Below are 19,456 nucleotides of genomic sequence, written 5' to 3'. Positions count from 1 at the left end.
TCTGCCATTTATGAAGTTATATTTGAATTACCAAATACCCGGGAGGCTGTATGATACGTTTCACACGACCAACTCCAATTTTCTTGATGGTAATTTTTTTATTAGCCCTTACCAGCTGCCGCTCACCGATCGACTCCGAGACCAGTGAAGACAGCTTCGTGGTAGGAGGAGGTGGTGGTGGTGGCGGCAATAGTGCAGATAGTAATGGTGGGGAGAGCGGTGATGGGAATGGTGGTGAAAGTGGAATTGTAATCCCCTTCCCCGCTGCAAATAGTGGTCAGATTACATCCTACGCTGAAGGTGATGATGCAGATTTAGCCATTGGCGTTGAACTTCCCTCACCTCGATTTACAAACAATAATGATGGAACGATCACTGATAATGCTACCGGATTGATATGGGTAAGAAACATGCAAATTTTTGGAGAGCAGATGCAATGGAAAGTCGGGATAGATGCCATAGCATTACTGGAGGACGGTGAATTCGGATTAAATGATGGAAGTCAATCCGGCGACTGGAGAATGCCCAACAGAAATGAATTGCGAAGTTTAGTCGACCATTCGCGCTCTAGCCCAGCGCTCAGTCTAGGTCATCCGTTTCAAAATGCAACGGCATTTTTCTGGAGCAGTACTACCAGGCCTTCTGCCACAAATACAGCATTACAGGTAAATTTATGGTCAGGAGACATACAGAGCAGGAATAAAACTGATGTCGAAATGTGGGTAATAGCTGTACGTGGAGAAAGTAATATGGATTATCCTGTCCGAATTCCTCGAACAGGAGCAGGTCCTATCATTGGATATGAACTTCATCCAGATGAAGACGGTTCCATTCAGGCAGGTGTAGCTTGGCCTGACCCGAGATTTATTGACTTGGAAGACGGTACTTTTCTTGATCTTGGAACAGGCCTTATCTGGCCCAAAACTACATCTTTGGGAACAGAATCAAACTGGGCAGATATATTTTCGATTGCAGCAGACTTGCAGAGTGGTCACCATGGTTTGTCCGACAACAGTCAAGCTGGAGACTGGCGTATTCCAACACTACTGGAATTTGAGACACTAATAGATTTTGGTACGGCAGCCCCATATTCGACCACCGGTGGAATTACTGGAAGCCTGAGTAGTTTATACTGGACCAGCACCATTGCACGACGTGATCAACTCACGGTAAATGATGACAAGGCAAGAGTATACTTCTTCCAGAGTGGACAGTTGTATGGACAGGACAGATCCGGAAGCACAGCACGCAACGTATGGGCGGTCAGAGAAGCAAGCCAATCGATAATTGAAGAGAATTTTAATTAGACATAGCTCCAATTTATTAACTAACCCATGAAAGTTATACATTTTAAATAAAATCCCGATGAAATTTGCATTTTTTGCCGTAAACTCATTATAATCAGGTACGGTGAGGTAAAATATGGACACAACGGTGAATCGGGACAGGGTGCAGACTGCGATTCGGGAGGAGAAACTGCTGAGCATCGTTACCTACCGTTACATGGCGGAGGAACGGGGGTATATCGATTATGTTCTGGGCTTGTATCTGGAGGAAATCGGACGGCCTGAACTGCAGGATAAACTGGCCTACTGCATTCATGAGCTGGCAGGCAATGCCAAGAAAGCGAATACCAAGCGGGTATATTTCTCTGACCGGGATATGGATATACATAATCCTGGTGAGTATCATATTGGCATGCGGTCATTCAAGGAAGATATGATCGAAGATATAGACCGGCTCGTCAGGCTGCAGGAAGAACAAGGACTGTATGTTAAATTCCAGTTCAAGCGTAGCGGAAAGAGTCTGAAGATTGCCGTTCGCAATAATTCCGAGATGACCAGAGAAGAAAGCGACAGAATTCAGCAGAAAATCCAGCTTGCCCGCGAAGCAAATAATCTCCCGGAGATTCTCGAGCGAAGTGAAGACTTTACTGAAGGCGCGGGGCTGGGCCTGGTAATGACCATGATGATGCTGAGAAACCTCGGAATTTCCACCGGTAACTTTCAGGTGATATCAAAGAATGGGGAAACCTACGCAGTGCTGTTTCTGTCAATTCCTGATCATCCGGTGCGCAAAACAGGTGAACTTGAGAGTCTTTCATAGGTCATCTTGAAATCCGATTCTAAATCGCCTGCTGAGCGTCCTGGTTATGCAGGAGTGACAATATATAGGTCTCCCGTTCGATCGACTGTCCCTTATGCGGGCTATTTTTGATGGTTTCCTCATTATGTCTGATTGCCTCGGATAAGCAAACCCAGCGCGGCTCCATTCCATTCTGGACTTCATAGTGCTCCATTCGGGATTCACCAAGATCGAAATCAGCATCCAGGGTGTAACACCAGGAAATCATGTGAAGAATGCTGTTTTCCGGCTTGTACCAGGGACGGTATTCCTCGTATTTTCCAAATGGTTGAATATTCCGGATTCCTTGTGCTCCAGTCTCTTCCTCAAGTTCACGTATGAGGCCCTGAACGGGATCTTCATTTGGTTCAAGTCCCCCGCCAGGCAGACTGTAATCATGATAACGTTGGGTATACAGGAGAAGGATGCTGTCCTGTCGGCGTACAATAGCCCGGCACGCGAGCCGCTGCACTATTTTTTTGCGCTTCAGACAATCCATCGTAAGTCCGGATTCCATGCTTGTTCTCAACAGCGGCATGTCGGTGGATAATTGTGACATAGCGGCGAGTATACCAACATCCAGCTGTAGTGTACATTCAGCGAGCCGAGCTCTCTCTTAATTGCTCATATTTCTGGTACAGATTTTCCAGCATCTCCTCACGTACCAGAGCGATCGTATCCCAGATTCTCTCAGCAAGCTCTGTATGACCGGAGTAAAACTGATGGCTCATAAGAATATGATAGTAATCTTCTCTCAGGGGAGGATTGGTCTTGTACAGAATCATCTGAAGATCAGGATTTAATTCCAGGAAATAATCGGTAGGGCGCTCATGACTCACCAAACCAGCGATACGACCAGCGTTGAGCATGCTCACAAGGGCAGGCACACCACCAGGATTCTCAATTATGTGTGCCCCTATCTCTCTCAGCTGATTGCCGATGGAATAACCCATTGGGGTCCCGATTGGCAATTCAGCAGGAATTCCACGGAACTCCTGCTGCGAATTATCCCAATAGATAGTCGATTGAGGGGGTTTATAAAGATGATAGGCATCGCGGGTAATGTGCCGTGACTGATCAATCAGTCCTTGATCCGTTGCAGGGAATACACCGATCTGCCGTCGTTCTTCTCTCACTGAACTGTTGATTGCATCGACCTGCCCACGTTCAATTTCAAGCAGACAACGCTGCCAGGGCATGCGGACAAGTTCCAGTTCAATTGCCAGACGATCCGCGACTTCTCTCAGAATCTCTACATACACCCCGGGATTTTCATCGGGTATAGTCTCACCATCTCCAACAAAAGCCGGATAATTTTCGACATTCTCATATGCGAATCTGAACACTTGTTTTTCCGGAGAAGCGTATAGCGCTATGGGAAGCGCAAGTATATAAACTACTGACAGCAATACACTGATTTTCTGGATATGCATATACAGAAAATATACTACATTCTTCAGCTTATTTCCGCACTTCATCACAGCATGCCGCACTATTGTCGGAGCTAACTGCTGCCTGACCTGAAAACCTATTAATCTGTATGCAAACCCTGACACAGAAGCCGGCTTATCTCCTTGAGGATTTTCCTGGCAGCCTCCTGATATCCAGACGGATCATGCAGTACTGCCAGTCCAAAATAATGACTGAGGCCGATAAGGACATTCCCTGCGAGCCAGGGATCATCATTGCGAAATGATGCCTGCTGTCTGGAATAGCCCTTGGCAAAATCATCGTAATAGGCGCGGACGGCATCCGGAGTCACAAACTCAGCTTCGCGTACTATATTATAACAGCTTGGATCCACATTGCTGATGTAAAATGCAAAAAGCACCATACCCTGTAGTTCGATTTCCAGACGGTTCAATCCAGTACTCAGATTACTGCTGATGAACTGCCTGATCTGATGGCTGATTGTGCTGATGACAACCTCCATAAACTGTTCCTTGCTCTGAAAATAATTATAAAAAGTTCCCACTCCGAAGCCTGCAGAATTTGTCAGGCGGTAAATATTCATATCGTGATAGCCGGTCTTACCGAGCAGTTCTTTACCGGCCTGCACCAGTTTATCAGGCGTGGGCCGCTCGAGCTTCAAAGGCAGAGGTTTAACTTCTATGCCCAACACCCGGTTCCAGTCAGGATCTACACATGGAAAAATGCCCTTCCAGAGTAGCGCGGCAACTTCAACCGGATCAGCAGACAAGCCATGATATGTCCGTCTGAATGCGGTAAATCGAATGCCTGCCATAATGAATATCAACTCACCGGTCGATGGGTTGCGTTCGAGAATTGCGGTGATTATGTGCTCATACAGTTGATTGATGCGGCGTTCATAATCGTAGTATCGATACTGTCCTTCACGGAAAATCAGAGTCAGATCCTGATGGTGATCTGTCAGCTCATAAACAATTTTGCAGAGCGTTTTTATTCCCTCCTGCCCTCTCAAATCCTGGAGAGGGACAAGCGCCTGGGATAATACATCGAAATAGCGCTCAAGAATATCAAGAAAAATTTCTTCCTTGGATGAAAAATAGCGATAGTATACTCCATTGGACATTCCCGCTGTCCGGCATATATCAGCAACGGAGACCTCACTGAGCCATTTTCGGCTCAACAAATGTACAGCTGATTGAATCAATCGCTCCCGGGTAGCTTTTCTCTGTTCTTCTCTGGCCATACAATGCTCCTTGGCGGCCGCGTTCATCCCATATAAAATGAGAAACGATTCACACGTATCATATATTTGATCATACATTGATAAATTCAGGCTGTAAAGGCGATCCACCTGTCTTATTATGCGATATCAGTGCAATTTTTACTTGACTGCTGCAGAAAACCGATTCACAATATGATCATTAATGAGAGTTGATTCACCATTCACTGACTTGATGAGCGGAGCGATGTGCATATGAATATTGGCATAATGGGTCTTGGTACCTACATTCCAGAAACACGCATGACAGCGGAAGAAATTGCTGACAGAACAGAGATTCCTGTTGAGGTGATCAGGGATAAATTCGGAGTTCTCCAAAAACCTATACCTGGTCCTGATGACACCACCAGCTCAATGGCTATAAAGGCTGCACGTAAGGCAATCAGGCAGGCGGACATCAATCCGAAGGATATTGACCTGGTAATCTGGAATGGTGCGCAGCATAAAGATTACCCCTGCTGGCTGGCTGGACTGGCGGCAGCTCATGAACTTGGCGCCGTCAATGCATGGAGTTTCGACATGGAAGCGATGTGTGGATCCATGATGGCCGGCATCGATACAGCCAAATCTCTCATGCTTGCCAAGCCGAAAGTAAATACGGTCCTGCTGCTCAGTGGCTACCGCAACGGGGATCTAATTGATCTTTCGGTTCCCGAGACTCGCTTCATGCTTGATCTTGGAGCTGGCGGAGCAGCAGTTGTACTACGCAAGGATTTTCCGAAAAACCTGGTTCTGGAAAGCAGCTTCAAAGGTGACGGATCGTTTGCAATGGACTGCTTTGTGCCGGTTATGGGAACGGAAGCCTGGCCGCCAAAACCTGATCAGCTTGATGACTACCACTTCATGGTTCGGGACAGTGATCAGTTCAAAAAGAAGCTGGGTGAGCGAACCCTGCCGAATTTTTTCGCTGTTATCCGGGAGAGTCTGGCTGACAGCGGTTATTCTCAGAATGACATTGATTACCTTGCTATTCTGCATTTCAAGAAGTCGGCACATGACATGATCCTTGATGAACTGGGACTAAGCCATGAACAGACTACATATTTGAATGAGTACGGACATATCGGTCAGAACGATCAGATTCTTTCACTGGAACTAGGCCTGCAAAATGGACGTTTGAAAGATGGTGATCTTGCAGTACTGGTAGGTGCCGGATTGGGCTTTGTATGGGCTTCAACGGTTATCCGTTGGGGATAAAACAGGAAACATCCGGATAATCCGAGGGCGGTTAATCCGGTAAAAAACAGGAGGACAGCATGAAAAAAACAGTATCAGGCATAAGCATTCTGCTTATGATTCTTTTGGTACCCGCACTGGCATTTGGTGGCGGTGGCCAGGAACAAGCCGCGGCTGATGAGATTCTTATCGGAGGACTAACCTCACTGAGCGGCGCTTTGATGGATTATGGCCAACAGATGCAGAGAGGCTTCGAACTCGGTCTGGAATATGCTACAAACGGTACCAATGAGGTAGCCGGCCGACCAATCAGGGTGATTTGGGAAGACACAACCACGGTGCCTGAAGTCGCACGCGAGCGGGCAATCAAACTACTCGACGAAGACGAAATTGATATACTGGTAGGGCCAGCATCAAGCGCTGATGCATTTGCGATTCTGGGTCTTGCAGAAGAATATGAGCGTGTGTTTATGATTGAGCCAGCAGCTGCTGACTTTTTAACCAGTGCAGTAAGTAACCGCTACGTGTTCCGAAGTGGACGTAATACAGCACAGGACTCAAACGCAATGGCTGCAATAATTACACACAACATTCCAGGTGCACGGGTTGCGGTATTCGCCCCTGACTCTGCGTTCGGACGAGCGTATGCTGAACCTTTTGTCGCTGCACTGGAAGCAAACGGAGGAGCAATTGCAACCCAGGAATTCCCTCCTGCTGATGCCACTGACTTCACTCCGTACATAACCAGAATTCTGAACAGCAATCCTGACTATGTATTTGTAATCTGGGCTGGAGCCAACAACCCATGGAGACAGATGTCGGAATTAGGCTTGTTTGACCAGGTGCCTGTTTCTACCGGTGCACCGGAAATCGCAGCTCTTCGGACCATGATGGAACTGGAAGGAAACCCCGGTTTTACGGTTTATTATCACAGTGTAGCCCAGAATGCAGTCAACAACTGGTTGGTCGAGAAACATCTTGAACGCCATGGGGCGGCTCCTGATATTTTCGTTTCCGGCGGTATGGCAGCGGCGATTGCCATTGTAACTGCCCTGGAAGCAACAAACGGTGACGCAGATGCGGAGACACTGATTGAAACACTCAGAGGCATGGAATTCGACAGTCCAACCGGGCCACGCTACTTCAGAAGTGAAGATCATCAGGCACAGCAGTCATTGTTCGAGATTACCTTCACCCGCAAGGACGGGATCGATCACATCGTACCGGAACTGGTTCGGGTTATTCCCAGGGAGGATGTTGCAGATCCTATCCAGACCGTACATCCACGCTAAACTACAGGATTACTGCTTGCGGCCCCGATACGGGGCCGTTTTTTACAAGGAACAGGTTTATGCCGGAAATAATTCTACGAACAGAGAATCTTGGAATCAGCTTCGGAGCATTGAAAGCTGTCAACAATGTTTCTCTCGAAATCGAGGAATCAAAATTCACCACGATTCTCGGACCGAATGGTGCGGGAAAAACCACCTATTTTAATCTATTAAGCGGAATGCTCCAGCCTACAACAGGCAGGATTTTTTTTCGGGAAAAAGAAATAACAAACTACAACGCGATTCAACGCGTGCAGGCAGGTATGGGGAGATCTTTTCAACTGACGAATGTATTTCCTATGCTGACCGTTCACGAAAACATTCGATTAGCAGCCCAATCCTTTGAGAAAGTCGGGTACCGGATTTTTCGCAACCACAGCACATATACTGCAGTAAATGAAAAAACAGACGAAATCATGGAGAGGGTTCTTCTTCCGCATCGAAGACATGCCCTGGCGAGTAGCTTGTCACATGGTGAGCAAAGAAAACTTGAACTTGGCATGGTGCTGGCCCTGGAACCTGAGGTATTACTTCTTGATGAGCCGACAGCAGGAATGGCTATTGAAGAAGTTCCGACCATGATAGATATAATGAAAGATACCCACACACGTGGCACAACAGTGGTATTGATTGAACACAAGATGGACCTGGTTAAACAACTGTCTGACCGCCTCATAATCCTGGTAAACGGATCGGTTCTTGCTGACGGAAACCCTGCAGAGGTGTCACAAAATCCCGAGGTGCTACGTGCGTATCTGGGAGGAGGAGTAATAGATGAAACCCCTACTGAAAGCTGAACACATTGTCTCCTATATTGGCCCATATACCATTTTGCACGATGTCAGCATTGAGGTCGGCAATGGAGAGGCAGTAGTTATTCTCGGCCGCAACGGTGCCGGGAAGACAACTTTTCTGAAAACTGTCATGGGTATGATGAATCTGCGCTCCGGAATTCTGGAACTGGATGGGGAATCGCTTGATGGAGTCCCTACCTTTAGTATACAGAGACGTGGTATTGGGTACGTCCCTGAGGATTACGGTATCTTTGATCTGCTGACTGTCGAGGAAAACCTTCGGATCGCAATGTGGAAGGAAGATGCCCCGACCAGAGATCGCAGGGATTGGGTGCTCGATTTATTTCCGGACCTGAAGATTGCATACAAGCGTTATGCAAAGAATCTCAGCGGTGGTCAGCGGCAGATGCTGTCTATTGCCCGAGGCATGATTAACGACAACCGGATCCTGCTGGTTGATGAACCAAGCAAGGGTCTTGCGCCGGTAATCATCGAAAACCTGGCCAAAGCACTCAAGGAAATAAGCAGAACAACCACCGTTTTACTGGTCGAACAGAACTTCGCTCTAGCCTGCGCCGTAGGTGAGCGATTCTACATTATCAACGAAGGAAAAACCGTTGAAACAGGCAGCATTTCAGATCTAAAGACTGATCGCCAGCTGCAGGCACGACATCTCGGCATTTAGCGCCAACTAGCACTCAGGAGGCAGTGACAATGGGTACACTGGTTACATTACTGATAAATGGACTCGCACAAGGTGCGCTGATATTTCTTATGGCCTCAGGGCTGTCGATTATTCTTGGAATGATGGGAGTAATCAACTTTGCTCATGGCACACTATTTCTTTGGGGTGGCTATTCGTATGTCTGGTCGTACTACGCAATCCGGCTGCGGGTAGTCATGCATTTCATTCCTGAGGCTGTCCCGATGAGCAGAGTCGGCAGTATCCTTAGTATTCAGGCAGTGCAGCTGCCCCAAGGAGCAAGCCTGCCGTTTATAATCGAGCTGGCAATATTTATAGCAGCCCTGCTGATAGCTGTAGCAGTGGTATTTGTAATGGGCCTGCTGTTCGAGAAGCTATTCATAAACCGTGTCTATGGCAGGGTTCCTGCACAGATTCTTATTACTCTGGGAATTCAGGTTGTATTTACGGATCTGGTACGCGTTATTTGGGGACCAAACCCCTTCCCTATCGATCGACCTCCATTTCTGAATGGGGTCTCGGTTCTCGGAGGAGCCCGGATTGTCCATTACAATCTTTTCCTTATTGCCGTTGGCGCAAGCGTTGCCTTCATAATTCACAGAATCATGACAAGGTCAAAAGTCGGAATGATTATCCGGGCTGGACTGCAGAGTCCTGCCAATGTTGAGGCAATAGGCATTAACATACGCAAGTATTTCACACTGGTTTTTGCTCTTGGCGCAGCTTTGGCGGGTCTCGGAGGTGCACTCTATATGCCTCTGGTCGGCAACGTCGTTTCAACGGCAGGCATGAATAATCAGATTCTGGCATTTATCGTCGTTGTAATCGGCGGACTCGGTAGTTTTATGGGGTCCTTTCTCGGCAGCATATTCCTGGGTTTAATGGGTGTAGCAATTGCACTAACCGTACCAGGGCTGTCCGTTGTCGCTAACGTCCTGATAATGGCACTGGTGTTGATGTTCCGACCAAACGGATTATTCGGAATGGCTGTAAGTAAAGGAAATTGATCCAATGATTAAACAAGTAAAAGCGATTCAATTGAACTGGAAGTCTAAAGTAAGCCTGCCCGGTCTGCTCTCCCTCCTGGCACTGATTGGCGTGATGTTGATAATTCCGCACTTTCTACGCAACGCCCAACTGATTATGTTCAGCAGAATATTTATTCTTGCCGTATACGGCATGAGTTACGATATTCTTCGCGGATACACCGGCTTTATCAATCTCGGACAAGCAATTTTCTTCGGAAGCGGTGTATATATGGGAATTATATTTCTAAATATCCAGAACGATTTATGGTTCTTTCTTATGGCTGCTGCCGTTATTGTATTCTACTCCATTGCGGGGGGCTACATAATGAGCAAAATTGTTTTTAAAACCAGCGGTGTTGTTGCAGCTGCAATGGTTACCCTTGCTCTGGGTGAAATTGTACGCAATATCGCTGAACGATGGCGAGGAGTTACCGGCGGTCAGGACGGATTACCCTTGAGATTTTCCCGCGTCGCACTTGAGCCGCTTTTCAGCACAAGACTGGGAGGGTATTATTTCGCATTTGTCTTCATGATTATAATGACTATTATCCTGCGTGCCTTCATTCATTCACCTACCGGTAGAGTTCTTATGGCTATCCGTGAGAACGAACAACGAACACGTTTCCTGGGCTATGATACCATCAGATACAAGACCATCGCCCTGATTGTATCTTCAGTTGCAGCCGGTCTTTCCGGTACGGTCTTCGCGGTAATTGCCCGCTTTGCCAACACCGATTATCTGAGTATTACCTATACCCTGAATGCCTTGCTGATTACTCTGGTTGGAGGCACAGGAACCTTATACGGTTCGATTATCGGAAGCGCTTTTGTAACCTGGATTCAGAATTTCCTGCTGGACATGAACCGGGCTTTCCCCGCTCTCACCATTTTTCGCTATCCGATGTTATTTGTTGGATCGGTATACATAATACTCGTGATATTTATGCCTTCAGGAATACTGGGCGGCATTCGTCAGCTTCTCAACAAAAGAAAGAAGACTGCCTGATTTCGTGATCTCAGATAATAAGAAGGGCTGTTGCAAACAGTAAGGTTGCAACAGCCCTTTTTTTATAGCTCTCCCATAATCCACAAATACTTCAATTGCATAAAATGTCTTGTTAAAGTTGATTAATTTGATCATCAAAGATATATTTGATATAGTAACGAACACAGGAGGAGTGTATCTATGAAAATATTCACTATTGTCGGGCTCGCGTTTCTGCTTATTGCAGGGTGTGCAAATCTATTTGGAGACGATGACGAAAACAGCTATGTCCCGACCGACCGTTCATTCTCTATAGACCTTTCCGGCACAAGTAATGTGAGCGGAACAGTGACTGGACAGGTCGAGGGAGAGCCCGTTGAAATAACTGTCAACAAGACTGTTAAGCATGGCCTGGGCGATACCGAGCTTGAGCAACTGATAGGCGTGGTGTTTGACGGGAAACTTGCCTTTGCTCTGTTCATGTATGAAGAACTTGAGGAAAAAGATATCATAACCACTGGACATGATGATAATCTGCGCCGGGGACGCTTCCGGATGCTAGGTGACCAGGAACTGGAACTGAACGGTCAGACATACTTCTTCAATCCTGGACTCAACAGCACATTTACACTGACCGGGTTCACCGAAGGAGACACCTTTTCCGGCGAATTCGAGATTGGCATGGTTGTGTACGATGACCAGCGGCGCAGAGACAATATGGCTGCTCGCGTAGGGGATCTTAACTTTCAGGGTACAATTGAGTAATTCAACAAATTACAAATCTGCATGAAAAAAAGAAGGGCTGTTGCAAACAGTAAGGTTGCAACAGCCCTTCTTATAAACTACCTTCCGTGATCACTCAGGAACATTCAACAGAACACTCATTCCCTGACCACCACCTATACAAAGCGAGGCCAAACCTTTGTGAACTCCACGCCGCTGCATTTCATACAGAAGAGTAACCAGAATTCTGGTTCCGCTTGCGCCAATGGGGTGGCCGAGAGCAATCGCACCACCATTTACATTTACAATATCCGGCGAAATGCCACCAAGTTCCTGTTCAAAGCCCTTCAATACAGCCAAGGACTGGGCAGAAAAAGCTTCATTCAGCTCTGCGAGTTCGATATCCTGCAGGTTCCACCCTGCCCGCTCAAGGGCTTGCCTGGTTGCGGGAACCGGACCATAACCCATGTAGGCAGGGTCCAGCGCCGCGCTGCCATAGGATTCAATCCAGGCCATAACCTTCAGGCCATACTTTTCTACAGCTGATTCCGATGCAAGCATTACCATGGCAGCTCCGTCATTAATTCCCGAGGCATTACCCGCCGTAACTGTTCCGTCTTTTTTGAAAGCGGGCCGGAGTTTTGCAAGTGCCTCAGCAGTGACTCCGAACCTGGGAAATTCATCCTGATCAGCAATCACTGGATCTTCCTTGCGCTGGGGTATCACAACGGGGACTATCTCCGCCTTGAACTTTCCAACCTGAATGGCTGCTTCCGCTTTATTCTGACTTGCTGCCGCGAACTCATCCTGTTGTTCGCGACTGATCTGCCATCTTTCAGCCAGATTCTCGGCTGTGATTCCCATGTGATATCCATGAAACGCATCGGTCAGACCGTCCTGCAGTATCAAATCAATCAATTCCGTATTTCCAAGCCGTGCACCAGATCGAGCTGCAGGCATTACATAGGGAGTCATAGTCATATTTTCTGACCCACCAGCAAGGACTATGTCTGCATCACCAAGTTGAATCGCCCCTACCCCAAGAGCTACAGATTTCAATCCAGAGCCGCAGAGCTTGTTAACGGTATAGGCAGGAACTGTTTCGGGCAGGCCCGCGTTGATACTGATCTGCCGGGCAATGTTCTGTTTCTGACCTGCACTTAGAATATTCCCTACAATACATTCGTCTACCTGCTCTGGTTTCACACCGCTTTGCTCAAGCACCGCAACAGCGGCTGCTGTTCCCAATTCTACAACTGAAGTGCTGGAAAACATTCCCTGAAATGCACCAATCGCAGTTCGTTTAGCAGCTACAATTGCTACTCTCTTTCTTCCATTCATTGTCATCCTCCTGCTATTATAAGTACCCGATCCGCTTGGCTTCGCTTCGTAATTCATCCCTGAAATCCGGATGCGAAACCGCTATTAGATTCAGAGTGCGTTCACGGACTGTCCTCCCACGCATGTATGCAATTCCATACTCTGTAACAATGTGATCAGTATTTGCCCGATGCAGAGTTACCGCAGATCCTTCAGTCAGAAAGGGCCTTATTGTGCTGACTGTTCCACCTTTTGCAGTTGAATGACAGGCAATAATTGATTTACCCAGGCCGTCGTATGCTTCTTTTGCTCCAACTGCGGTATCTGTCTGTCCACCGGTGCCGCTGTACTGTATATGACCAATGGATTCACTGGCTACCTGTCCGGTAAAGTCAACACTCAGGCAGGTATTGATGCTCACCATCCTGCTGTTCTGACGAATAACAGCCGGGTCGTTAACCCATTTCCCACGTTGAAATTCAACGGCCATATTATTATCCAGCCAGTCATATAATTCACGGCTGCCCATTGCAAAAGTACAAATAAACTTATCCTTGTACAATGATTTCCGCTTGTTCGTAATAACGCCTTTTTCATACAGATGCATCATTGAATCAACCATCATTTCTGTATGAACTCCAAGATCTTTTTTATCTTCAAGTGCCAGGGCTACTGCGTTTGGTATATTTCCAATGCCAAGCTGAATAGTGGATCCATCATCAACCAGTTCTGCTATGTATCGTCCGATCTGCCGATCAGTTTCATTCGGCACAACACTCGGCAAGGCAGGCACATCCTGTGTATGCTCTACAAAGTAATCAACGTCTTTAACAGAAACATGAGTATCGCCGAAGGTACGGGGAAGATTCTCATTTACCTCAAGCACTACTATGTCTGCTGCTTCCATAATGTCCTTTTCATACGTAATCCCGAGCGACAATGATACAAAGCCTTTTTCATCCGGTGGGGTGCAGGTTCCAAAAAAGATATCCGGTTTTCTGGCGTCTATTCTATCCAGCGCTGCCCGGTGCAGCATATTGGGTACAAATGTTACAGTGCCGGTATTCTCCTTGATTGCCTTTCGTGAACCAGGAGCATGAAACCAGCTTGCAAGCTCAAAATGTCCATGCATAGATGGATCCATATAAAAATCATATGGATTCAATGTCAACACTGAAAAAACCCGTACATTCTGCACTCGATTACCGACAATGTGAAATCTCGACATACAACCCTGCGGTTCCGATGCACATTGAGCAACTACAACATCAAAATCGCTCTGAATCTGTTGAACGGCTTCATCAGTACTCATCAGTTTTTCATTGTAGATTCTTTTCCAGTCAGCCATATATCCCCCTCCCTTTACCATCTGATTACATTTGCAGCCACAGCAAGACCTGCCCCGGATGCGACCAATACGACAAGATCACCTGCTTTAATCCTGCCTTCTGATACAGCCTCATGCAAAGCCATGGGTATACAACCGCTGCCTGTATAGCCATAACGATCCATAACCGTTGTAGTTTTTTCCATGGGCTGTTCAAGCACTTCCATTACCTGACGTATGACATCCAGATTAATCTGGGTGAATATAAAATGATCGGCTTCATAGGCTTTTTTACCGATTTTTGCCAGAATCGTATGGACAACAGGTGGCCAAAGCTTGACATTTCTATCACCAGGGAGGCGCTGTAGAAGCTGAAGACCATATTCTCCGGATTCTAGTCGTTCTCTGGTAACAGCTTGCCTGGTACCGCCACTATACACACCTACATAATTCCACTGGGTACCATCAGCCAGGAAATGTCCGGCAAGATAGCCACTGTCTTTGGCTATATCTTTCACAGTGGACTTTTTCAGTATAACTGCTCCAGCACCATCCGCAAAAATAGAATAACCAAACACATCACCAGGTCGAACAAAGGCCGGCATGTTGTATACTCCGACAACCATTGCGTACTGCATATCCGGGTGAGCATCGAGCATAGCTGCCGCAGTATCAAGAGCGGTACAGAACCCGGCGCAGGAAGCATTGATGTCAAAAGCTGCCGAATTTTTCTGAGCACCCTGAAGCCGCCCCTGAAGCAATATTGCTGTTGCCGGACTAATAAACTCAGGTGTATCTGTCCCGACAATAAATAGTCCAATATCATCCACTTTCAGGCCTGGTTCACGCTCCACAGCATTTGCCAGAGCTGCTTGCCCTGCTTTTTCGGCGAAATCTGCTGTTGTCTCGTCAACACCTCTCAGGTGCGCGATATGCCTTCGGGCAATTCCCAGTTTCTCCGTTATGCGTTCTGCATCAAATTCTACATTTGCCAGTTTCATTAATTCCTGGTGATCAATTGCTTCTCCGGGTGCATATAACCCGGTTCCGATTATCCGAGCCATAAGCAGCCCTTTAATGTAAGTAGTGAATCATCTCTCATAATAGTGCCAGTATAAATCCATTTCCTATGATTCGCAAGCAATAAATCTGGTATTTCTACATCAGTCCTGAGAGAAAAACACCTTCAGAAACAACTAAGTTATTTTTCTTAAAAGATTTACAGAAAAAAAATGTAATTTTATGAATTGATGAACTGCATATAGGCAAGTAATTACCTGGAATTGAATTATTAAACAATCGGGTGTCGTTTTCGCATGACTCACAGGTTGTGCCAAATAGACGAGTATATTATTGATGTTTTTGCTTGACTGCTGCACAATCTCACCGTAGGATACTACATATATCATGAGAGGTGATTCACCTCATTCATTTAATTCAGGAGGAATTATGGTTCAGGGAAAAATTTGTATCGTTACCGGTGGAGGAAGAGGAATCGGCAAAGTAATTGCTGATACACTTGCAGCCAATGGAGCTGAAGCAGTATATGCACTTGATATTTCCGAGGAAGCACTCAAGGGGCTGAGTGGTAAAAACATGCACGGACAGGTGGTCAATGTTCTTGATGCGAAAAGTATCCATGAATGTGTTGAAGAAATATACCAAAAACACGGAAGGATTGATGTACTTATAAATAATGCCGGTATTACTAGAGATGCCGTAATCAACAAAATGGATGATGAAGCCTGGCAGCAGGTAATCGATGTAAATCTCAAGGGTGTATTCTTCATGACCAGAGAAATCGGTCCACGAATGATGGAGCATGGTTCAGGATCAATTATAAATATTTCATCTGTTGTTGGACTTGACGGAAATATGGGTCAGACAAACTACGCCGCCACAAAAGCAGGGGTAGTAGCAATGGCTAAAACATGGGCCAAGGAGTTCGCCCGAAAAGGAGCTGCTGTCAGAGCAAACGCAGTCGCACCAGGGTTCATTAATACTCCGATGATCCAAACCGTTCCGGATAAAGTAATTGAAGGAATAAAAGCGAAGACTCCTCTTAAACGTCTCGGAGAAGCTCAGGAGGTAGCAAACCTGGTTGCATTTCTTGCCAGTGATCTCTCATCATATATAACCGGACAGGTTATACGCGTCGATGGAGGTTTAACTGTGTAACAGGCTATCAGTCGTTAGAAAAAGGCGCCATATCAGTGCATAACTATTGCTACACGAAGAAATTATTTCTGAAAAAACTCAAATTATTTGAAATGAAGTATAAACTGCATTAATCTTATTCAGCAGAAAGAGTTAGCATCCGGTCTGGTGCCGTTTTCTTATCACTAAGGAAGGAGAAACAATGAATCCCCATATTGCCTTGATAAAAGGAGTTCACATTTCATATCTGCTGCATGTATCAGAGAATGGAAAAGCCGGGGCAGAATCAGCTCTAAAGGACCTTCTCTACATTCACGGGAATACCGGCTGCAATCTATGGTTCTCAAAAGTACTGCATCAGCCCGGCTGCCGGGTCTTTGCACCAGACATGCCGAATTTCGGCGAATCTGATCACATCGACAGTGCAGACATCGATACCTATGCTGATTATATGGCAGATTTCATTCTCGAAATGAAGCTCTCGAAGCCGATTATTGTGGGGCACTCTCTGGGTGGTGGAGTAGCGATGAGCATAGCAAGCCGATATCCAGAGCTGGCATCTGCCCTTGTCCTGGTGGACAGCTGCGCTCCGGATGGCCTGGTTACACCCGAGGAGCATTATCCGGCGATAGAGGCCTACAAGACTAACCGCGACTTCATGCATCAGGGCTTGGCAGCAGTCTGCCCGACTCTGGATGATCCTGATTTTCTTGATCTACTGGCGGACCAGGCAATGAAAATGAATCCGATCGCATTCAGTGGAAATGCCCGCGCGTTGGCACGTTTTTCGGTTATCGGAAAGACAGACAGGTTTACCGGTCCTGTGCTGGTTTTATATGGAGAGAAGGATATTATTATTACCGAGGAAATGGCTGAGAAAACAGCCAGATCCTTTGGATCATCAGAACTGGAAATAATAAGTGATGTCGGGCACTCAGTCATAGTAGAAAACCCGGAATTGTTTACCGAAAGCCTACAGGCATTCATTGCTGACAGTTTTGAAGACGCAGGGGGCATTTGACACGACAGTCGCAAATTGATAATCTTTACTACCCGCTCCGGTAGCTCAGCAGGATAGAGCAATTGCCTCCTAAGCAATAGGTCGGACGTTCGAATCGTCTCCGGGGCAAAAAACTGCATTAGCAAGCAGAACTTATGCTGTCATTTTTATGGTGACAGCATACTCAATCCACTGATTTCCTGTTAGAATATTCACATGACAGCAGATACCAGAATCTACAATGAACGAACTGAAACAGTGCTTGCGATTTTCTCCGAATTAGCACAGATCCCCCGCCCTTCCCATAAGGAAGACAAGATACGCTCCTGGCTGCAGACCTGGGCTAATGATAATGGTTTTTCTTCCCGTACTGATTCCTTTGGCAATATATGTATATATATACCGGCGAGTCCTGGCTGTGAAGCAGCTCCAGTACTTGTCCTCCAGGGACATATGGACATGGTCTGTGAAAATCTTCCCGAGGTGGCCATAAATTTTGATATCGACCCGATTCCGCTGGTTCGCGAGGATGAATGGCTGCGGGCTGCTGGCACTACACTCGGTGCTGATAACGGGATCGCAATTGCGATGGCACTGGCTTTTGCGCTGGACACAGAGATTACCCGTCCGGCTCTGGAAATCCTCATTACTGTTGAGGAAGAAACAGGCCTTACCGGAGCCCGTGAACTTGATCCTTCACTGATATCAGGTAAGATTCTGCTCAATATAGACAGTGAAGATGAAGGCGTATTAACTGTCGGCTGTGCAGGCGGTATAGACAGCAACATAACTGTTCCAATAAGCCGAGTGCAGGAGACAGCCTCAAATTCAGAATCGTCTGCCAGGCTGTTTATTCTGCAGGCAGGCGGCATGCTCGGAGGGCACTCAGGGGTCGATGCTCACGAGATACGCGCCAATGCTGTTCGCATGATAGCCCGCGTACTATGGGAACTACAGCAGCAGGATATCAACTTTGATCTACATTCAGTCCACGGCGGTAATGCACACAATGCTATTCCCCGGGATGCCTTTGCCCTGATTTCAATTGACTCATTATCAGAGCTTCCCAGAATCCAACCCGTGCTGGAAAGCATGCAGGAAGATATGCGCAAGGAATTCATGCCCGCTGAAACAGGTCTGTTTCTGAACATTCAGTCGCTTGATACTGCTGCGTCCCATCTCCAGAAACTGAGTGCAGATAACGCTGCGCGACCAGCTATAGATGCCGAAAGCAGCAGACGACTAATTCGTGGACTTCTGGCCTTACCCCATGGCCCGGAGAAATTCTCGGGTCAGATACCGGGATTGGTTGAAACATCATGCAATCTGGCAACCGTCCGCTGCGCTGCGGATACCGCCTCGATTCTGCTCAGCCAGCGCAGTTCACTGGAAGGTGCACTGCATGCTATGACAGAACGGATTCGGGCGGTAGCCGAGCTTCTGGGGGCAGAGGCTAAAAATCCCAACAGCTACCCTCCCTGGGAGCCGGATTTCAACTCTTCTCTGCTGAAGCGAGCCAAGGATTGCTATGTTACCCGCTTTGGAAAAGAACCAATTGTCGAAACTATTCATGCTGGACTGGAATGCGGCGTTATCGGAGCAAAAATACCCGGTATGGAAATGATCAGTATTGGTCCGACTATAAAAAATCCACACAGTCCTGACGAATGCCTTGACCTCCCCTCCCTTGAAAAGACCATTACGTTTACCGTGGATTTACTGGAGTCCTATGCAAAGTGACACTCCGGAGCGAAAACATGAAGGCCCCATAGCAGTTTTGCGTCACGGTCTCCGTATCCTTTTCACTCTGCCGATACGCTTCTATCAGCTTGCAATAAGCCCATGGCTACCTGCAAGCTGTATCTATACTCCCAGTTGCTCAAGCTATGCAATGCAGGCAATCCTGAAGCACGGACTACTGAAAGGTACGGCAATTGCATTCCTCAGGATAGGCCGCTGTTCAGGCGGTCTGTTTCACGGTGGTGAGGATCCTGTTCCCGAGACGCTCTACTGGAAATCGATTTTTTCGGAATACTCAAACCGCTGGCTGCACAACAAGAAGCTCAAGAAATAATTCC

19 protein-coding genes and 1 tRNA gene are annotated in these 19,456 nt (G+C 46.9%); 14 read left to right on the top strand and 6 right to left on the bottom strand.

The window, feature by feature from the left end; translation table 11 throughout:
* Window positions 1–50: 50 nt before the first annotated feature.
* Window positions 51–1,307 (top strand): Lcl C-terminal domain-containing protein, encoded by a 1,257-nt coding sequence (locus tag ACYQ2L_RS02485; RefSeq protein ID WP_460050700.1) that lies wholly within the window; start codon window positions 51–53, stop codon window positions 1,305–1,307.
* Between the two features lie 115 nt (window positions 1,308–1,422).
* Complete coding sequence (locus ACYQ2L_RS02480) at window positions 1,423–2,106, top strand: hypothetical protein (protein ID WP_460050698.1); 684 nt, start codon at window positions 1,423–1,425, stop codon at window positions 2,104–2,106.
* Between the two features lie 19 nt (window positions 2,107–2,125).
* On the opposite strand, the gene ACYQ2L_RS02475 is transcribed toward ACYQ2L_RS02480, so the two are convergent.
* The 3 genes from ACYQ2L_RS02475 to ACYQ2L_RS02465 all read right to left on the bottom strand — a co-directional run bounded on the left by ACYQ2L_RS02475 (window position 2,126) and on the right by ACYQ2L_RS02465 (window position 4,798).
* Window positions 2,126–2,683, bottom strand: coding sequence for an NUDIX hydrolase (locus ACYQ2L_RS02475; RefSeq protein ID WP_460050696.1), 558 nt, complete (start codon window positions 2,681–2,683; stop codon window positions 2,126–2,128).
* 37 nt (window positions 2,684–2,720) lie between these two features.
* Window positions 2,721–3,557 carry a substrate-binding periplasmic protein gene (locus ACYQ2L_RS02470; protein WP_460050694.1) on the bottom strand — a complete coding sequence of 279 codons (837 nt, stop codon included), beginning with the start codon at window positions 3,555–3,557 and terminating at the stop codon, window positions 2,721–2,723.
* A gap of 98 nt (window positions 3,558–3,655) precedes the next feature.
* Entirely contained in the window at window positions 3,656–4,798 is a 1,143-nt protein-coding gene (locus ACYQ2L_RS02465) for a TetR/AcrR family transcriptional regulator (RefSeq protein WP_460050692.1), read from the bottom strand.
* A 231-nt stretch (window positions 4,799–5,029) separates the two neighbouring features.
* On the opposite strand from ACYQ2L_RS02465, the gene ACYQ2L_RS02460 reads away from it, so the two are divergent.
* The 7 genes from ACYQ2L_RS02460 to ACYQ2L_RS02430 all read left to right on the top strand — a co-directional run bounded on the left by ACYQ2L_RS02460 (window position 5,030) and on the right by ACYQ2L_RS02430 (window position 11,616).
* Window positions 5,030–6,031, top strand: coding sequence for a 3-oxoacyl-ACP synthase (locus ACYQ2L_RS02460; protein WP_460050690.1), 1,002 nt, complete (start codon window positions 5,030–5,032; stop codon window positions 6,029–6,031).
* 59 nt (window positions 6,032–6,090) lie between these two features.
* Window positions 6,091–7,302, top strand: coding sequence for a substrate-binding domain-containing protein (locus ACYQ2L_RS02455; protein WP_460050688.1), 1,212 nt, complete (start codon window positions 6,091–6,093; stop codon window positions 7,300–7,302).
* A gap of 59 nt (window positions 7,303–7,361) precedes the next feature.
* Window positions 7,362–8,138, top strand: coding sequence for an ABC transporter ATP-binding protein (locus ACYQ2L_RS02450; RefSeq protein ID WP_460050685.1), 777 nt, complete (start codon window positions 7,362–7,364; stop codon window positions 8,136–8,138).
* Window positions 8,116–8,820, top strand: coding sequence for an ABC transporter ATP-binding protein (locus ACYQ2L_RS02445; protein WP_460050683.1), 705 nt, complete (start codon window positions 8,116–8,118; stop codon window positions 8,818–8,820). Before ACYQ2L_RS02450 ends, ACYQ2L_RS02445 begins: the two co-directional genes overlap by 23 nt.
* Window positions 8,821–8,849: 29 nt before the next feature.
* A complete protein-coding gene (locus ACYQ2L_RS02440) occupies window positions 8,850–9,845 on the top strand; it encodes a branched-chain amino acid ABC transporter permease (protein ID WP_460050681.1) in 996 nt (331 codons plus the stop codon).
* A gap of 4 nt (window positions 9,846–9,849) precedes the next feature.
* Window positions 9,850–10,872: a branched-chain amino acid ABC transporter permease gene (locus tag ACYQ2L_RS02435; RefSeq protein ID WP_460050679.1), complete on the top strand. Its 1,023-nt coding sequence runs from the start codon at window positions 9,850–9,852 to the stop codon at window positions 10,870–10,872.
* 180 nt (window positions 10,873–11,052) lie between these two features.
* Window positions 11,053–11,616 (top strand): hypothetical protein, encoded by a 564-nt coding sequence (locus tag ACYQ2L_RS02430; protein ID WP_460050677.1) that lies wholly within the window; start codon window positions 11,053–11,055, stop codon window positions 11,614–11,616.
* A gap of 90 nt (window positions 11,617–11,706) precedes the next feature.
* Here the strand turns inward: ACYQ2L_RS02430 and ACYQ2L_RS02425 are convergent, their stop codons facing one another.
* Genes ACYQ2L_RS02425 through ACYQ2L_RS02415 form a run of 3 tightly spaced genes read right to left on the bottom strand, consistent with a single transcriptional unit; the run spans window position 11,707 to window position 15,285 of the window.
* A complete protein-coding gene (locus tag ACYQ2L_RS02425) occupies window positions 11,707–12,915 on the bottom strand; it encodes an acetyl-CoA C-acetyltransferase (RefSeq protein WP_460050675.1) in 1,209 nt (402 codons plus the stop codon).
* A 16-nt stretch (window positions 12,916–12,931) separates the two neighbouring features.
* Complete coding sequence (locus ACYQ2L_RS02420; protein ID WP_460050673.1) at window positions 12,932–14,242, bottom strand: acetyl-CoA hydrolase/transferase family protein; 1,311 nt, start codon at window positions 14,240–14,242, stop codon at window positions 12,932–12,934.
* A gap of 14 nt (window positions 14,243–14,256) precedes the next feature.
* On the bottom strand, window positions 14,257–15,285 hold the full coding sequence (locus ACYQ2L_RS02415) for a 3-oxoacyl-ACP synthase III family protein (RefSeq protein WP_460050671.1): 1,029 nt from the start codon (window positions 15,283–15,285) through the stop codon (window positions 14,257–14,259).
* A gap of 385 nt (window positions 15,286–15,670) precedes the next feature.
* On the opposite strand from ACYQ2L_RS02415, the gene ACYQ2L_RS02410 reads away from it, so the two are divergent.
* The 5 genes from ACYQ2L_RS02410 to yidD all read left to right on the top strand — a co-directional run bounded on the left by ACYQ2L_RS02410 (window position 15,671) and on the right by yidD (window position 19,452).
* Window positions 15,671–16,399, top strand: a complete 729-nt coding sequence (locus tag ACYQ2L_RS02410; protein ID WP_460050669.1) for a beta-ketoacyl-ACP reductase — start codon at window positions 15,671–15,673, stop codon at window positions 16,397–16,399.
* A gap of 181 nt (window positions 16,400–16,580) precedes the next feature.
* Entirely contained in the window at window positions 16,581–17,399 is an 819-nt protein-coding gene (locus tag ACYQ2L_RS02405) for an alpha/beta fold hydrolase (protein WP_460050667.1), read from the top strand.
* A gap of 34 nt (window positions 17,400–17,433) precedes the next feature.
* Window positions 17,434–17,507 (top strand) — tRNA-Arg (locus ACYQ2L_RS02400).
* A gap of 87 nt (window positions 17,508–17,594) precedes the next feature.
* Window positions 17,595–19,118, top strand: a complete 1,524-nt coding sequence (pepD, locus tag ACYQ2L_RS02395) for a beta-Ala-His dipeptidase (protein ID WP_460050665.1) — start codon at window positions 17,595–17,597, stop codon at window positions 19,116–19,118.
* Window positions 19,108–19,452, top strand: a complete 345-nt coding sequence (yidD, locus tag ACYQ2L_RS02390; protein WP_460050663.1) for a membrane protein insertion efficiency factor YidD — start codon at window positions 19,108–19,110, stop codon at window positions 19,450–19,452. The genes pepD and yidD overlap by 11 nt, the downstream gene beginning before the upstream one ends.
* Window positions 19,453–19,456 lie beyond the last annotated feature (4 nt).

This window comes from Spirochaeta dissipatitropha (genome assembly GCF_054657935.1).
Note: the sequence above shows the minus strand (reverse complement) of the source record. Positions and strands in the feature narration are given on the sequence as shown.

Bases quoted from the DNA above. Each gene is read 5' to 3' on its own strand.
- ACYQ2L_RS02420 (WP_460050673.1), bottom strand. From the start codon at position 14,242: ATGGCTGACTGGAAAAGAATCTACAATGAAAAACTGATGAGTACTGAT.
- ACYQ2L_RS02485 (WP_460050700.1), top strand. From the start codon at position 51: ATGATACGTTTCACACGACCAACTCCAATTTTCTTGATGGTAATTTTT.
- ACYQ2L_RS02455 (WP_460050688.1), top strand. From the start codon at position 6,091: ATGAAAAAAACAGTATCAGGCATAAGCATTCTGCTTATGATTCTTTTG.
- ACYQ2L_RS02435 (WP_460050679.1), top strand. From the start codon at position 9,850: ATGATTAAACAAGTAAAAGCGATTCAATTGAACTGGAAGTCTAAAGTA.
- yidD (WP_460050663.1), top strand. From the start codon at position 19,108: ATGCAAAGTGACACTCCGGAGCGAAAACATGAAGGCCCCATAGCAGTT.
- pepD (WP_460050665.1), top strand. From the start codon at position 17,595: ATGACAGCAGATACCAGAATCTACAATGAACGAACTGAAACAGTGCTT.
- ACYQ2L_RS02415 (WP_460050671.1), bottom strand. From the start codon at position 15,285: ATGGCTCGGATAATCGGAACCGGGTTATATGCACCCGGAGAAGCAATT.
- ACYQ2L_RS02480 (WP_460050698.1), top strand. From the start codon at position 1,423: ATGGACACAACGGTGAATCGGGACAGGGTGCAGACTGCGATTCGGGAG.
- ACYQ2L_RS02450 (WP_460050685.1), top strand. From the start codon at position 7,362: ATGCCGGAAATAATTCTACGAACAGAGAATCTTGGAATCAGCTTCGGA.
- ACYQ2L_RS02465 (WP_460050692.1), bottom strand. From the start codon at position 4,798: ATGGCCAGAGAAGAACAGAGAAAAGCTACCCGGGAGCGATTGATTCAA.
- ACYQ2L_RS02425 (WP_460050675.1), bottom strand. From the start codon at position 12,915: ATGAATGGAAGAAAGAGAGTAGCAATTGTAGCTGCTAAACGAACTGCG.
- ACYQ2L_RS02440 (WP_460050681.1), top strand. From the start codon at position 8,850: ATGGGTACACTGGTTACATTACTGATAAATGGACTCGCACAAGGTGCG.
- ACYQ2L_RS02430 (WP_460050677.1), top strand. From the start codon at position 11,053: ATGAAAATATTCACTATTGTCGGGCTCGCGTTTCTGCTTATTGCAGGG.
- ACYQ2L_RS02410 (WP_460050669.1), top strand. From the start codon at position 15,671: ATGGTTCAGGGAAAAATTTGTATCGTTACCGGTGGAGGAAGAGGAATC.
- ACYQ2L_RS02445 (WP_460050683.1), top strand. From the start codon at position 8,116: ATGAAACCCCTACTGAAAGCTGAACACATTGTCTCCTATATTGGCCCA.
- ACYQ2L_RS02475 (WP_460050696.1), bottom strand. From the start codon at position 2,683: ATGTCACAATTATCCACCGACATGCCGCTGTTGAGAACAAGCATGGAA.
- ACYQ2L_RS02460 (WP_460050690.1), top strand. From the start codon at position 5,030: ATGAATATTGGCATAATGGGTCTTGGTACCTACATTCCAGAAACACGC.
- ACYQ2L_RS02470 (WP_460050694.1), bottom strand. From the start codon at position 3,557: ATGCATATCCAGAAAATCAGTGTATTGCTGTCAGTAGTTTATATACTT.
- ACYQ2L_RS02405 (WP_460050667.1), top strand. From the start codon at position 16,581: ATGAATCCCCATATTGCCTTGATAAAAGGAGTTCACATTTCATATCTG.